Source organism: Xanthomonas sp. PPL134 (assembly GCF_040595915.1).
Lineage (GTDB): Bacteria > Pseudomonadota > Gammaproteobacteria > Xanthomonadales > Xanthomonadaceae > Xanthomonas_A > Xanthomonas_A indica.
This window is the reverse complement of sequence record NZ_JAMDLL010000003.1, coordinates 355,716-371,943: the sequence shown is the minus strand read 5'-3', so window position 1 is coordinate 371,943 and position 16,228 is coordinate 355,716. Positions and strand designations below refer to the sequence as shown.

At 66.3% G+C, this 16,228-nt stretch carries 7 protein-coding genes; all 7 read right to left on the bottom strand.

Annotation, left to right across the window (positions count from 1 at the left end):
• Window positions 1-223 precede the first annotated feature (223 nt).
• The gene (locus M3U25_RS09435; RefSeq protein ID WP_355498010.1) at window positions 224-556 is read right to left on the bottom strand and encodes a hypothetical protein; all 333 of its coding nucleotides are present in this window, start codon (window positions 554-556) and stop codon (window positions 224-226) included.
• The gene (locus M3U25_RS09430; protein ID WP_355498013.1) at window positions 543-1,481 is read right to left on the bottom strand and encodes an RHS repeat-associated core domain-containing protein; all 939 of its coding nucleotides are present in this window, start codon (window positions 1,479-1,481) and stop codon (window positions 543-545) included. Before M3U25_RS09430 ends, M3U25_RS09435 begins: the two co-directional genes overlap by 14 nt.
• 100 nt (window positions 1,482-1,581) lie before the next feature.
• On the bottom strand, window positions 1,582-1,941 hold the full coding sequence (locus M3U25_RS09425) for an ankyrin repeat domain-containing protein (protein WP_355498016.1): 360 nt from the start codon (window positions 1,939-1,941) through the stop codon (window positions 1,582-1,584).
• 7 nt (window positions 1,942-1,948) lie between these two features.
• Window positions 1,949-6,730: an RHS repeat-associated core domain-containing protein gene (locus M3U25_RS09420; protein WP_355498019.1), complete on the bottom strand. Its 4,782-nt coding sequence runs from the start codon at window positions 6,728-6,730 to the stop codon at window positions 1,949-1,951.
• Between the two features lie 316 nt (window positions 6,731-7,046).
• On the bottom strand, window positions 7,047-7,523 hold the full coding sequence (locus M3U25_RS09415) for a chemotaxis protein CheW (RefSeq protein WP_355498022.1): 477 nt from the start codon (window positions 7,521-7,523) through the stop codon (window positions 7,047-7,049).
• A 73-nt stretch (window positions 7,524-7,596) separates the two neighbouring features.
• A complete protein-coding gene (locus M3U25_RS09410; RefSeq protein WP_355498025.1) occupies window positions 7,597-8,934 on the bottom strand; it encodes a chemotaxis protein CheB in 1,338 nt (445 codons plus the stop codon).
• Entirely contained in the window at window positions 8,921-16,225 is a 7,305-nt protein-coding gene (locus M3U25_RS09405; protein ID WP_355498028.1) for an Hpt domain-containing protein, read from the bottom strand. The genes M3U25_RS09410 and M3U25_RS09405 overlap by 14 nt, the downstream gene beginning before the upstream one ends.
• Window positions 16,226-16,228: the final 3 nt, after the last annotated feature.

The following is a 16,228-nucleotide window of genomic DNA, read 5'->3' as shown; positions in this document are numbered from 1 at the left end:
CCTCACCCATTAACAGCAAACCGCACCAAGCCTCAATCAACGCTTCACCCGCCACTAGAAATCTGGCATCACCCACAGCAAACGCTTGATTCAACCGGAGAAATCTGATGATCATTGGCACCTTTACAGATGAAGTACACAATATTATCAGAGGCACCCAAGAATACATCAATGTCTTTCAGCATCGCCAGAAATAATTTTGCATGAAATTAATTTATCATTATTACATCCTACCCCAGAAGCTCGCCACCAACCCAGCCAGTAAAACCAAAAAAAGCATCAACCACAGAGCCAAAGTAAGTAAAGACACAATTCCAATGGCAGAATTTTTATTCTCAATAAATATTCGAAAAAAAATTGATATGAAAGAGATCAGCTGACTGATGGTATTCAAAGGAATCAATTCCATCTCAGCAGCATCGGCTAGAGCACCAACCCGCGCTTCACTATTGCGGGCAGCGATTATCACAAAAGCACGAAGAAAAGAAAAAATAACGAACGCAGACAGGAAAACCAGGAGTAGCACGCCATAATTGAACTTATCAATTGCAACCACATTCCACCCACCTTACGGGATTTGCAAAACTAGAGTATCCAAACGGATAACCATATACGCTTGCATCCCAGCCACCCTGCCCTCCCAATGAGCAAGAGGACTTGCCATTTCCCAAATTAAAACAAGAATAGGCAGCACCCCCACCTACAGCTATACCCGCCCCCATCAAAGAAGAAGAACCAACAAGATTATTAGGATCAATCACTTTCGATCCATCATCAATAGACACATTCGATATTGTATATGTAACAGGAACACCTAAGCCCAAGCCAACAAAATCAGAATTCAAGTCGACAATCGCACGCCTTCCATTTATGCACTCAGATTGAACATGGACATAGTAGTGAGCCGCCGCTATGGCCACGTGCCCCAGTCCAAGCCCATGCATATAGCCGCTCCACTTCACCAATCCCTTTGAGTCAGAGAAGGAAATAGGATCTCCGGCGACATAGCCATAAAGAGAAATATCTCCATACACTCCAAGAGGATCACTCTGCACATACCGGCCAGTGCCCGGCTCGTAGTCACGGAAGTAGTTCTGGTTGAGCCCGCTCAGCGCATCATAACGCTGCCCCGGGAACCGCATATCGAACACGAAGGCAGTGCCGTCCTTGTCCGGATCCTGGTCCGGCGCGGTGGTGCCGAAGGCTTCGCCCTTCAGGTCCCAGCGCCAGATCGCCACGTCGCGGGTCGGGTCGATCACCGCGCGTGGGGTGCCCAGGTGGTCCGGCTGCACGTAGCGCAGCGTGGTCTTGGCCAGCACGCCGACCGGTAGGTCGTCCAGCCAGATCGCCTGCTGTACGACGGCGCCGTTGTTGTCGTAGTCGCCCAGCCAGTGACCGCTCTCGTCGTACAGCGTGTAGACGTTGGTCTTGCCCACCCGCCGCACCTGCTCGCCACGGCCGTTGTAGGCATAGTTCGCCACGGTGGTGCCGCTGCGCTTGACCTGTGTCGCCGGCCGCGGATGCCATACGACTACTGCATGGTCGTAATCAAGGCAGCGTCAAGCATCTTAAAAACACACCTCAACAAGAATTCAAGATCGACCCAATTAAAGTCTCACACAAAATGTTTGCCAAATCAGCGGGAGTTTCACCTGCCGAGTTAAGCAAACTCTTATCTGCACCATTCTCTAAAAGCCACCTAACCGCATCAATATTACCTTGCTCAACCGCATTATGAAGAGGCGTATATCCATGTTCACCAGAAGCATTAAGGTCTGCACCAGAAATAAAGAGAGCAGACATCTCTCGCACAGAGCCCCGCGTCGCTGCAACATTAATTGGATAGTCGCCGAATAGACTCACCCTTTTCACACTATCCAAATCAATTCCAGCATATTCAGGAAGATCTTTGTACAATGAAAAAACATCCTCTATTTTCATGACAACCTCAGCTAATGATCGTTGCGGGACAATTGCGACCAATAAAATCCTCCAACTTCTTAATTGCCCTCCGAGTATTTTCAACCTCGATTACGTGCCCGACATCCTGATCATTAAACCATTTTTTACTAAAAGCGTCCCTCAACTGCAGGCACTGTTTAAGACGCTGGAGGTTCGCAAGAGCATCCTTACATTTATCGCCCGTAGGCGGTATTGGCGATTTACAAATCCGACTATACTCCCGCCTTTCTATCGCTTGCTGTGCGCGCCCAACAGCGACGTTAGTGGCAATCCAGGGCAACCCCTTGATGCTGAAAACACTTTGCGGACCGACCAATTCAAATAAATTTGCAAGCAACGAAACATTCTCTTCCGTAACCTTTGGTCCGCAGCTATTTAAGTCGTATTTATTCTCAATGTTATTTGAGCCATTTGCCGCAGCGGCACCAGCAGCACCAGTCATACCGGGCCCAAAGCTAATGGGGAAAGCCTGCAAACCGCTGGCATCACTTAACATTAGTGAAGAACCGGCCACATAGCCATATGTACTAATACCCCCATCCAACCCAATCGGATCACTCTGCACATACCGCCCAGTGCCCGGCTCGTAGTCGCGGAAATAGTTCTGATTGAGCCCGCTCAGCGCGTCGTAGCGCTGGCCCGGGAAGCGCATGTCGAACACGAATACCGTGCCGTCCTTGTCCGGATCCTGGTCCGGCGCGGTGGCACCGAAGGCCTCGCCCTTCAAGTCCCAGCGCCAGATCGCCACATCGCGAACCGGGTCGATCACCGCGCGCGGCGTGCCCAAGTGATCCGGCTGCACGTAACGCAGCGTGGTCTTGGCCAGCACGCCCACCGGCAGGTCATCCAGCCAGATCGCCTGCTGCACGACCGCGCCGTTGTTGTCGTAGTCGCCCAGCCAGTGGCCGCTCTCGTCGTACAGCGTGTAGACGTTGGTCTTGCCCACCCGCCGCACCTGCTCGCCACGGCCGTTGTAGGCGTAGTTCGCCACCTTGGTGCCGTTGCGATTGACCTGGGATAGCCGGCCATTGGCGCCGTACACGTACTGCACGGCCGTGCCGCCGATCGCGGTGGTGTTGCCGGCCGCGTCGTAGCTGCGTGCGGTGCCGGCCACGCTGCTCAGGCGGTGACTGGTGGTCGGATAGCTGTAGGTCTGCGTAGTGGTATTGACCTTGGCGCTGAGGCGGTTGCCGGTGGCGTCGTAGGTATATCCGTCGATCACCGTGTCGGTCGGGCCGTCCTTGAACGCGGTCAGCCGGCCCAGCGGGTCGTAGTCCAGTTTGATCACCGGCGCGGTGTTGCCCGGCGCGGTCAGTGCGCTGAGATTGCCGACCGGGTCGAAGGCGAAGCCCACCGCCAGGCCATCGCTGCGGGTGTCGTTGACTGCTAGCGGGCGATAGTCCTGGTCCAGCACGCGCTGCATCGGACGGCCGTTGCCGTAGGTCCACCCGGCGACCGGGCCGAACGGATAGTAGGTCGCCTGGTTCAGCAGCACCTGACGGGTGCCGCCGGGCGGAGTCACGCCGACCTCGGTGGTCTGGCCCTGGGCGTTGCGCACGTAGTCCACCACCGCCCCATCCGGGTAGGTCAGGCGGCTCAGCTGCCCAGCCTTGGTGTAGGCATAGCGAACCACGAACACCTTGCCGTTGGTGGCCTGCACCTTGCGTACCAACTCGCCGAAGCGGTCATAGCAGTAGTCGGTGCTGCCGCTGCCGTCCTGCATCCGGGTCAGGCGGCCGATGCCAAAGGTCTCGCCGCTGGCGCAGGTGCTCTGGCTGACGTCGTAGGTGTAGCTGACGTTGAGGCTGGTGGTCGGATAGGTGACCTGGGTGAGGCGGTTCAGCGCGTCGTAGCCGTAGCTGGTCTTGATGTTGCGCGCATCGGTCTGGGTGGCGCGGTTGCCGGCGCTGTCGTAGGTGTAGGTCGTGCTGCTGGTGTCCGGGCTGGTGAGCTTGGTCAGGTCGCCCAGGCCGTTGTAGGCGTAGGTGGTGTCCAGGCCCTTGGGGTCGGTGACCTTGGTGAGGTTATCCAGTGCGTCGTAGCCGAATTTGGTCTCAGCGGCGATGCCACCCACGTCCTGCAGCGTGCGCACCAGGCGGTTGAGCGGGTCGTAGTCGTTCTGGGTGGCATGCCCGAGCGCGTCGGTGACGGTCTTGGTGTTGCCGTTGCCGTCGTAGCCGAAGTCGGTCGGATCGCCTTGGGCGGTGGCCTGCGTCGCCAGTTGGCCGAGCTGGTTGTACACGCGCGAAAGCGTGCGCTTGAGCACGCCCGATGCGTCCTTGGTGTCTTCCTTGAGCCGGTTGCCGGCATTGTCCAGGGTGTAGTGGATGGTATTGCCGGCGTTGTCGGCGATATCGGTCAGCCGGTGCGCGGCATCGTAGGTAAAGCGGGTGAACCCGCCATCGGGCTGGGTCACCTGCTTGACCAGCCCGGTCGGCCAATAATCGATCGCGGTGATGCGGTCATCGCTCTCGCTGCTGTCATCGGCCCCACGCATCTTGCTGGCGGTCAGCCAGCCACGCGGGTGGTAAATGAAGTCGGTGACCACGCCATTGGCGTCTTTCACCGACAGCACGCGGCCGGCGCCGTCGTAGGCCAGGTACTCGGTGACCTGGCCCAACGCATTGGTCGCTTTCCACAGGTCGCCCTTGCGGTGCGGGCAGGTGGTCGGGGACGCGGCGCAGGTGCTGTCGTCGGTGGCGTAGTAAGTGAAGCTGGTGGTGTCGTTGACGTCGGTGCGCGCGCCGTCGACCGTCTTGGGCAGGCCCAGGATCGGACAGGTACTGTCGGTCGCGGCCACGTCGGATGCTTCGCAGTAGCTGTAGGTGACCGTGCGCTGCTTGCCTGCGGCCGTGTCGCTGCTCGTCATCTGCGCCGGCTGCAGGCGATCGTTGTAGCTGTAGGACACGGTACGCCCACCGGTCTGCACCGACAGCAGGCGATTGCTGCCGGCCGCGGTACGCGTCGTTGTGGTGCGCTCCTGTGGTTGCCCGACCGCCTCGCGCACGGTGTGAATGTTCACCGCCACACCGTTCTCTGTCGCTTCGGCGTAGCTGTGCTGGGTCTGGACGCCACGGCGATCGGTGTAGCTGCTGAGCCGGCGGCGGAAGTCGCTGGACTGATCGTTGTAGCTGTACTGTAGCGTCCCGTCGGTTCTGGCAACGGCGGCGACCTTCGGCGAAGCACCACCGGCATCGGTCATCGTGTAATCGTTGACATCGCCCAGCGCATCGGTCACACGTGTGCCGGCAGCCGAGTACGCCAACGTGATGCCGTCGATGCCACCGGCGTGCTGGCTGGAGATTGCACGCCCGATCTCGTCGTAGGCGAAGGTGCTGAAGCGCTGGCCATCTTCCGTGGTCACGCCGGTCAGATGGCGCGGGAAGCGCGTGTCCTCGTAGTGATAGATCCGGCTGTTGCCGTCGGCATAGGTGACGCTCGTCAGGCGCTGCTGGTCGTAGACGTAGCTGGCCAATTGCACCCCACCTGAGACGATGCCGGTGATCAGCGCGTCGTCGTTGTCGTCGGCATACACCAGTTCGATGGAGCGCCCCTGCAGCGACGCGATGCTTTGCAAGCGTCCACGCGCGTTGTAGCCGTACACCCACCCACTGCCATCCTCGGCCATGCGCGAGACCAGCTTGCCCTTGGCATCGAAGGTGTAGATCGCATCCTGGCGATACAGGACCCACTGGTCGCCGTTGGCGACGATGCGTTCGCCCGAGGCATTGGCTGCGCGATACTCGGCCCCCAGCTTGCGGAACGGCACGGCATAGCCACTACCCTCAATCAGGCCCAGCGTATCGCCCTGGATGGTGAGGTGCAGACTATGCGAGAAGGTCCATCCAGGGCCGAATCCACCCGTGTTCAGTGCGATACCCGAGTGGTAGTAACGCGTCAGGGTGATCCAGCCCAGATCGAGATCGCGCTCGGCCTGGAATTTCTCGCCGGTCTTGACGTCGCAGGGGTTGCCCCGCATTCCGGAGTTGCCGCCATCCTGTTGCTTCTCGCATTGCAACGTCGATACTTCGATGGTGGCGAAGATCTCTTTGTTCGTGCAACCTTGGTCGCTAATGTGCCAGGACGCGTAAGGCTTCGGACATTCGGAACGCCGCGTACGGCTCATGTACGTGATGTACTCGTCGGGGCCGCTGCAATCTTCATAATAGGTATGAGCGTTGTATCCTCTGCTCTGACCTTCGATGCCGATGTCATACTCGGGATACGGGCCAGAGATAGCTCGCCAAGCCTCTGCCGGCGAGACTGAAGCTGGAGGGCACGCGGGCTTTGTAGCGCTGACTTCCTGGGCAAGAATGACGGCTGCCTGCTCTTCGGTCGGAATCTTGGATGTATGCCAAGTGGTATACATCCACTCTTCGTCAATGGCTTTGGTACGCCCCATCCAATAGGTGATCACCGAGGCCCCATTTTCCTTGACGACGGTGTCCTTGATCGTATCGACGTACTGGTACGCGGCCTCCATGCCTTGAGGCCCAGGAATCGCCTTGATCGCGGCCTCCGCCTCGGCTTGGGTGGAATAGACACCGCGGTCATTCCCCTCCGCATCGCGTAGCTGGAATTGCTGCTTCTTCCCTTCTGCCGCTGCGAATGCGGCCCCTGACAGAAGGAACAGCATCGCGATCAGAGGCGCGAAGCGCATGGCGCCAGAATAAATGGGAGTGCGGGGCGTAGTGAACATTGCGTGTCCTTGCAAGAAGTCCATCAATCCAATCGAATCAGGGAGCAGCGGGATGTCGAGCGGGTCCATGGGACTCGACCGGCCTCCTTCTGGCGCGAAATAGCGCATAGCCGACGGCGGCCGCTGGCGCGGTCGCGAGATCGGGGACATCCAAATAAAACGCCCGGCATCGGGCCAGATCGGCTGATCCCTGAGCGAAGCAGCACAGCGAACGGAAACCACACGTTGCGCATACGACAATCCTTGTCATGACGATCGATGATGCTAGACGAAGCCAATTACCCTGGCAACGGGCTGAAACGCGCTCTGCTCAAGCAGGCAGACCATCGGCGATGGAAGTTGCAGCGTGCAGTCAGAAGCAAGATGGCCGCAGGACTGGTCGACCCTACTCCGCCGCAGCAAACCGCTCCACCATCATCCCCTCGATCGCCTCCAGATCCGGCAGCAAGGCGCTCTGCTCGCCCAGCAGTACGCGCATGTGCACGCCGGGCGGAAGGGTTTCTTCGGAGGCGTCGGCGAGCAGGCCGTCGCGAGGGACGGAGATCAGCTGCGGGAAGGATTGGGTGAGCAGGGCCACGTATGGCAGGTCGGGATTGCCGCCCAGGGCCTTGAGCACGACGATCTTGTTGTTGGTAGCGACGGTCTCGGCGCCCAGGCCGGTCAGGCGGGCGAAGGAGACCAGCGGGACTTTCCAGCCGTACCAGGCGATCTGGCCGAGCAGCCAGTGCGGGGCGTCGGGCAGCGGTTCGACCGGGACGCGCGACATCACTTCGGCGATGGTGGCGTTGGGCAGCAACACACGCTCGCTGCCGGCCAGGATGAGGACACCGCGGATTTCGTCGTTGCTGGCGTAGCTGCTCATGGAGTGACTTCGTCCTGAAAGCGGAAAAAACGCGCGGTGCGGGCACAGCGGGGAATGGCGTGTGCCGCCTCGCTCAGCTGCTCCACCGCGCGGTCAAGGCCTGGGCCAGCTGCGCCGGATCGCCGCCGGGATGGCCCTGCAGGATCAGTTGCGCGCCGGCGGCGGGGTCGTAGCAGCCGTCGCCGGATTGCCCGGCCACCCAGGCGCCCTGCGCGGCCAGCGCCAGCACGGCCTCCACCTGCTGCGGGTCGCTGCCGCTGAGCAACAGCACCGCGCTATGTGCGGCCGGCAGGCCGGCGACCACGGAGGCGCCGGCGTCCTGGGCGACGAAGCGCAGGCCGGCGGTGCCCTGTACGCCGACGTCGTCGGGCAGGATGTAGACGTTGCCGGGGGCCACCGGCTCGCCGGCCTCGGCCAGCAGCACCGGCAGCGCGGACACGCGCGCGATCTGCTTGACCAGGTTGCCGTAGCGGCCGCCATCCAGGCGCAACTGCACCAGCAGCGGCAGCGGGAAGCGTTCCGGCAGTGCGGCAAGCAGGCGGCGGATCGCGTCGGGGCCGCCGATGCCGGCCATCACCAGCACCGCCCCACGCGCGACGTCGGCGCGGGTGCCGGCGCCGCTGGTGGACGCGGGCTCTTCCGACTCCAGCGCGACCAGCGACAGGCCTTCGGTCGAAAATTGCGGTTCGCGTTGCGGCACGCGCGGCGTCGCGATCAGCGGCGTGTCGTCGTCGACCAGCGACCAGGCACTGGCCGGCAGCGCCGCGGGTGCGGATGCGGGTGCAGCCGGCGTGGCATCGGCATGCGGTGCGGCCGGCACCGCAGATGCTTCGCTGGCGGCGGCCTCGGCGCGCGCGAACTGCAGTTCCTCGAAGCCGGGGGCGACGTCGGCCGGCGGCTGCCAGGTGTACATGCCGTCTTGCGGGGCGGCCTCGGCGAAGCTGGTGGCTTCGTCGACGTGCAGGCCGATCGGCGCGTCGTCGTGCAATTGCGCCGGCGTCGCCGGCAGGCCCGGCTCCGGCTGCAGGCCGGTCTCGGTCTCGCGGCCGGGCGGCAGCACGTCCTGGTGGCCTTGCAGCTTGGCCGCCAAGTGCCGCGCCCAGCGCTGCGCTTCCCAGCCCTCGCGGCGCGCGGCCAGCTCGGCCTCGTCGAAGATCACGGTGACGCCGGGCAGCGCCAGCGCCGCATCCAGCCGCTCCAGCGCGTCCTCGATCGCCGGCTCCAGCGCGATCAGCACCGCACTGGGGCCGGCATCGGCCAGGGTCTGCGCGTCGATCGCACCGGGGTCGTCCTCCAGCACGATCGCCGCGCCGACCAGATGCAGGGCTTCGCGCAGGCGCTCGCGCGCCTTTCCGGGGCGGGCCAGCAACGCGACCGGCGTGGCAGTGGCGTCGCCGTCATTCGCGAACACGGGCGATCCCCAGCAGGTCGTAGACGTTGCGCATCAGATCCAACTCTTGATAAGGCTTGCCGAGGTAGCGCTGCACGCCCAGTTCGAAGGCGCGCTGGCGGTGCTTTTCGCCGCTGCGCGAGGTGATCATCACGATCGGCACGGCGGCGTAGCGCGGGTCGGCACGCATCGCGGTCGCCAGTTCGTAGCCGTCCATGCGCGGCATCTCGATGTCCAGCAGCATCAGGTCGGGCACGCGCTCTTCCAGGCGTTCCAGCGCCTCGACGCCGTCGCGCGCGGACACCACGTCGAAGTTGTGCCGTTCCAGCACGCGGCCGGTGACCTTACGCATGGTCAGCGAGTCGTCGACCACCATCACCAGCGGCACGCGGCGCTGTTCGGTCGGCACCGCCTCCACCACCGGCCGCTGCGGCTGCGCCAGGTAGCGGCGCACCAGCGGGGCGATGTCGAGGATCACCACCACGCGGCCGTCACCGGTGATGGTCGCGCCGTAGATGCCGGGCACCGAAGCGATCTGCAGGCCGACCGGCTTGACCACGATTTCGCGGTTGCCGAGCACCTGGTCGATCGCCACCGCCGCGCGCAGATCGCCCGCGCGCACCAGCAGCAGCGGCACCTGCGCCTGGCCTTCGGCGCGCGCCGGCGCCTGCCCGACCAGCGAGCCGAGGTCGTACAGCGCGTACTCCTCGCCGCTGTAGCGGTAGCCGCCGGTGCCGGCCTCGAAGCGTTCGCGGCCAATGCGACCGATGCCGCTGACCGACGCCACCGGCACCGCGAAGGTGGTGTCGCCGATCTGCACGAACACCGCCTGGGTCACCGCCAGGGTCTGCGGCAGGCGCAGGGTGAAGGTCACGCCCTGGCCGCGTACCGAGTGGATGTCCACCGAGCCGCCGAGCTGGCGCACTTCGTTGCGCACCACGTCCATGCCCACGCCGCGGCCGGCCAGCTGGCTGACCTGGTCGTAGGTGCTGAACCCGGGCGCGAAGATCAGCGCATCCAGTTCGTCGTCGGACAGCGCCGCGTCGGCGGCGACCAGCCCGCGCTGCTCGGCGCGGCGGCGGATCGCCTCGCGGTCGAGCCCGGCGCCGTCGTCGGCCACTTCCAGCACGATTTCCGAACCCTCGCGGCGCAGGCGGATGGCGATGTTGCCCTCCTCCGCCTTGCCCGCGGCGCGGCGCTGTTCCGGCGCTTCCAGACCGTGCGCGACCGAGTTGCGCAGCATGTGCTCCAGCGGCGCGACCATGCGATCGAGCACGTTGCGGTCGAGTTCGCCATGGGTGCCTTCCAGGCTCAGGTGCACCTGCTTGCCGGTTTCGCTGGCAGCCTGGCGCACCACGCGCCGCAGCCGCGGCACCAGGCCGTCGAACGGCACCATGCGCGCGCGCATCAGCCCGTCCTGCAGCTCCGAACTGACGCGCGACTGCTGTTGCAGCAGGCCGTCGTACTGGCGTGCCAGGTCGTCGAGCACGCCCTGCAGGCCGCCCAGGTCGGCCGCGGACTCGTTGAGCGCGCGGCTGAGTTGCTGCAGCGTGGAGAAGCGGTCCAGTTCCAGCGGGTCGAAGCTCTGCTCGGCCTGGTCCTGCTCGCGCTGGTAGCGGGCGACGATCTGCGCCTCGGTTTCCAGGTCCAGACGCCGCAGCTGGTCGCGCAGACGCGCGTTGGTGCGGTCCAGTTCGGCCATCGCGCCACGGAATGCGCCCAACTGCTGCTCCAGCCGCGAGCGGTAGATCGCCACTTCGCCGGCGTGGTTGACCAGGCGGTCGAGCAGGTCGGCGCGCACGCGCACCTGTTCCTGCATCGGCCGCGCGATCGTCGACTCGTCGTCGAGCGCGCCCTCCACCGGCAGCGGGGCCGACAGCGGCGCCGCCACGGCGGCCAGTGCCGCCGTGGTCAGCGCGGCGTCGGCCGTCGCGACCGGCGGAGCGGCATCGGCCTCGGCATCGCCAGCGACGGCAGGCACCTGCCCGTGCGTGCGCGCGTCGAACGCGCCGATCAGATCCTGCGGCATCGCCACCGCGCGGTGGTTGCCGGTCAGGGTCAACAACTGGTGCAGGCGATCGAAGCCGCGTTCCAGCAGCTGCACGTCCTGGCGGTCGAGCTCGGTGCGATGGGCGGCGACTGCCTCCAGCAAGGACTCGATGCCATGGCCGAGGTCGCCGATGGCGTTGATGCCGGCCATGCGCGCACCGCCCTTGAGCGTGTGCAGGTCGCGCTGCAGGCCGCCGAGCACGTCGCGGTCCTGCGGCGCGGCGCGCAGCTCGGCGATCAGGCGATCGCAGTGGTCGAGCAGATCCTTGCCTTCGTCGACGAAGATATCGACCAGTTCGCGATCGAGGTCGGCGAAGTCCAGCGGGCCGAGATCGGCGGCCGACAGATCGATCCGCGCGCCATCGGCCGCGGCATGCGCGGCGTCGACCTCGGACGGCGCGGATGCGGCCGCCTCCGACGCGTGCTGATGGGTGTCTTCGTGGAGGTCGTCGGCAGACGCTGCCGCGTCGGCATCGGCCGCCGTGGTCGTGTCGTCCTGAGCGGTGTCGGCATGAGGCGCATGGTGCGCTTCGTCGGACGCCGCGTGATGCGTGTCCGTCGCCTCTGCGGTATCGGACAGCGGCATGTGCGCGGCATGGTCCGCTGCAGCGGCTGCGTCCTGCGGCACGCCATCGCGTGCGCCGTCGATCGGCTCGACGTGCTCTGCCTGCGCCTCGGCGTCGGTGTGCGCGCCCGCCGCGTCCGCGGCGAGGGAAGCTGCACCGTCCGCGTCGGTCACCTCGTCCGGATGCGATGCGCCATCCGGCGTGGCATCGCCATGCTCGGCGGCGGCCTCGGTATCGTCGTTGGCCGAGGCTGTGCCGTCGTGGCGCCAGCCGTTCGACGACGCCGACGGCTGCTGCCGCAGACCGATTGCAGGAGCCTCCTCGTTGAGCTGCTGCTCGTGCGCTTCGTCGGCGTCGTCGGTGGGCGCATCGGCGTCGCGGTGCGCGGCGTCGTGATCCGGTCCCTGCGTCGCTTCCGCGTGTGCGGACGCATCCTGGCTGTCGTTCGCCTGCGCGTCGGTTGCCTGGTCCTCGCCATCGCGGTCTGCCGCCGTGTGGTCGGACGCCTGCGCATCCTGCGCGTGGACGGCTGCGTCCTGGGTGTCCTCGGCCTGCGCGTCGATTGCGTGAGCCTGGGCATCACCGTCCGCTGCCGCGTGATCGGGTGCCCGCGCATCCTGCGCGTGCGTGGATGCATCCTGGGTCTCCTCGGTTTGCGCGTCGGTCGCGCGATCCTCGGAACCCTGCGCCTCGCCATCGTGTTCCGGCGCTTGCAGTTCCTGCGCATCGACTTGGGTGCCGGTGGCAGCATCGGCGGCGATCGCATCCGCGGTCGCGTCCTGCTCCGCGCCCGGGTCCAGCGCCTCCGGCGCCGACTCGGCCGGCACCTGCTCGGCGCTCAATGGCGCCTCGACCGTCAGCTCGTCGAGCTGACCCTCCTGCGCCAATGCCGCCTGTTCGTCGGCCTCGCGGTCGTCGTGCGTCGTCGCGTCGACCGACGCCGTGTCGTGGCTCGGTGGCTGGTCCTGCGCGGACGCCTCTGCCGCAGGCGACGCGTGCTCGCTCGCCGATGCCGGCACGGCCGCCTCAGCCTCAGCCTCAGCCTCAGCCTCAGCATCGAGCGTGGCCCCGGCTTCAGCCTGCGTGGACTCCGGTAGCGCGTCCGCGGGGACGTCGACAGCACGCGGGTCGGAGGCGCGTTCGTCGGCCTGCCCGACCGCGTCGTCCGCCGGCAGCGTCTCGTGCAGATGCGCGGCATCGCCCACGAACGCCGACAGGTCGTCGGCCGCGGTGAGTTCCACCGCCTGCACGGCCTGTGCATCCAGGCCGGCGTCGGCCGGTGCCGACGCGGACAGGTCTTCCTCTTCCTCGTCGTACGCGATCGGCGGCCACTGCACTTCCGGCAGCGTGTCCACCAGCGCACGCAGGCGCTGCGACAGTTCGGTGAACGGCGGAATCACCGGGGATGGCGCCTGCAATTCCGCGATGGTGGCGGCGATGGCACGCGCCGACTCCTCGAGCGCGCGCACGCCGTCGGCGCTCGGCACGCTGCCCGACGCCAGCGCGCGCTTGACGTAGCTCTCGGCCGGGCCGGTGACGGCGGTGATTTCCGGCACGTCGGTCATCGCGAACGCACCACTCATGGTGTGCATCGCGCGCAGCAGCGCTTCGGTCGCCGGTTGCGGCGCGTGCTGCAGCCAGTCGTGCACGGTCTCCAAGTGGGTGGCGACCTCGGCTTCGAGGATCTCGCGCAGCACGCTGTCCACCGATGCCGGCGTGCCCGCGCGCGGCACGGCCGCGGCCTGCGGGGTCGCGAAATAGAAGGCGTCCTCGCCGGCGGCGATGCGCTCGGCCACGGCCTGGATCGCATCCAGGTCGGCCTGCACCGCGCCGTCGCCGCGCAGCGCGGCATTGAGCTGCGGGAGCACTGCGTAGGCCTGCTCGACCATGGCCACGACCGCCGGGCTGGCGGGGCGCGAGCCGTCGAGCACGCGGTTGAGCATGCTCTCGATCTTCCAGCTGAACTCGCCGAGCACGCGCGCACCGACCAGGCGGCCACTGCCCTTCAAGGTGTGGAACACGCGGCGGATCGGCCGCAGGCTTTCCATGTGGCCGGGCGCGGCGCGCCAGGCCGGCAGCAACGTGCCGAGATTGACCAGTTCCTCGTCGAACTCCTCGAGGAACACTGCGCGGATTTCCTCATCGATCTCGCCATCGCCGTCGATGAAACCGGTCTCGAGGGCAGGCTTTGCAGTAGCGGGCACGGCGCTCGCCTCCGCGGCGGCGGGTGCGGCATGCTCGCCGCCGGTCGCGGCAGCGGTGACATCGAATTGCGCCGCGGCCGCTTCCAGGTCGGCGAGGAACGCCGCTTCGGCGTCCGACACCGGCACAGCGGTCTCGGCAGTCGCAGCGTGTTCCGACGCCGGCTCCGGCGTCGCATGGTGCCCGGGTTCCGGCTCGGCCTGTGCCGGCACCGATGGTGCGTCGGCCACGGCATCGCTGTGCGCGTCCTCGCCGATGCTGGCGAGGTCGGCATCGGCATGCGCCGCGCCATCGAGGGCAGCGGGAGAATCGGTCTCGCGTACGCCGTCGGGGACGGCGACTTCCTGCGTCCAGGTGGGGCTCGCGTGCGCGGCACCTTCGTCTTGGACAGCGGCATCGAAAGGCTCCGCCTCCCCTGCCGCGTCGAGACGCTCGCCGTGCGCGATGTCGGCGCCAACGTCGGCCAGCATGGACGCCGGCCCCTCGTCCTGCGAGGCCGGGGTGGCATGCCAATCGAGTGCAGGTTCTTCGTCGGCCGCCATGCTCGGCACATCGGCGAACGCCGGCGCGTCCTCCAGTTCGATGATCAGCGGCGGCGTGGAAGCGTCGGTGTCTTCTGCAGCGGCCGGCGCGTCGACGATGATCAGGTTGGGATCGTCGTGCTCGCCCAGGCCCGCGAACGCGGCCGGCGTCTCGGCTGGCGCCGCGTCGCTGTACTCGGCGGCCACCGGATCGAAGCCGGCGACCTCGGAAGCGGACGCCGCGGAAGCGGCTGCCGCCTCGTCTTCCTGCGCGAACGCGGGCGGCGTCTCCGGCCGCAGCGCGTCCTGCTCCAGCACCAGGGAATCGAGGCTGATGTGCAGCGGCTCGGCGGTGCCGGTCCAGCTGTCCTGTTCGGCCGCGACCGGATCGAAACTGAGCCCCTGCGACGGCGCCGTGGACTCCTGCGCGGCTTCGTTGCGCACGGCACCCTCGTCGGCCGGCAGGGAGGCGGGTTCGGCCGCAGCGTCGGGCTCGTCCGTGGCCAGGCTCCATTGCGGCGCCTGCGGTGCGGACGGCGCGGCGTCCTGCGTGCGCGGCGTGGTCTCCGGCGCGTCCTCGGCCGGCGCCAGATCCCAGGCCGGCACGGCCGGCGGGGCGATGGGCTGGGGCGCGGACTCGACGCCGCGATCGGCGGCCACCGGTGGCGGCGCAACCGATCCGGCCGCCTCGCTCCCGCTCGGCAACACGCCCGGCGCGGCCGGCGCGGTCTCGGGCAACGGCCAGTAGCGCAGCGCTTCCAGGCTGCTGCGGGTGATGTCGAGGATCTCCTCGCGCCCCGGACGGCGCTCGCGCAGCGCTTCCAGGTAGTACTCGAGGCTGGCCATCGCGTCGGCCAGGGTGTCGAGCTGGCGGCCGCTGGGCACGCGGCGCTTGCCGATCAGTTCGGTGGCGACGTAGCGGCGCACGCCTTCCAGGTAGTCGGCCGGCTGCGGCAGTTCCAGCATGCGCAGGGCGCCGGCGACCTCGCCGAGCAGGCGCGGCACCTCGTCCAGGCGCGCATGGTCCCAGTTGGTCTCGATGAAGGCGACGAAATGCTCGCGGGCGCTGCCGAAGTTGGCGATCGCCTCGTGCGCCAGCACTTCCACCGTCCGCCGCGCCTCGGCAGCGCTGGCGTCGTCGTGCACGTCGCCGCCGGCGCCCAGGTAGGCGACCTGGTCGTCGAGCGAGGCATCCACGTACAGCAGCGCGCCGGCGATATCCAGCAACAGGCCTTCGTCGGCCTCGCGCGCGCCGTCGACGATGCTGCGCAGCGCATCGCGCTGCTGCACCACCACGCTGCGCGCCACGCCCAGGCCCATCACGCCCAGGGTATCGGCGACGCTGCCCAGCTCGTCGACCTGGGTCTGCAGCGCGGCGACGTCGCCGCCGGTGCGCAGGTGCAGGTCCAGCGCGTCCTTGACCCGCAGCAATTCTTCCTTGATCGCGGTGCCGACGGTGTCGAGCAGTTCGCGATTGCGCCCGGCAAGGCTGCCGCGCGCATGGTCCAGTTCGGCCTCGGTGGCGGCGGCAGCGTCGGGCGCCAGCGCGAACAGCGCGCCCTCGCTGAGCCCGGCTTCGCCGCGCGCGGCGCGGATCTCGTTGAGCAAGGGCAGCAGCACGATCGGAATGTCGCGATGGCCGTCCTGCAGGCGCTCCAGGTAGTCCGGCAGCAGCACGGTGCCGCGCATCAGCGTGGCGCAGGCCTCGTTGCGGTCGGCCGCCTGGCCGTTCTGCACTGCCGTGGCCAGCAGTTCCAGCTCCTCGGCGACCATCGCCGGCGCGTACAGCTCGACCATGCGCAAGGTGCCCTGCACCTGGTGCAGGTAGCCGGCGCAGAAACGCATGCGCCCGGTGTCGGCCGGTTCCTCGACGAAGGCTTCGATCTCGCCGCGCACCTGGCGCAGGGTCTCGTCCAGTTCCGGCTTGACCCAGCCCAGCGCGGCATGGCTCATCGCATCGCGCAGCGCGCTCATCGC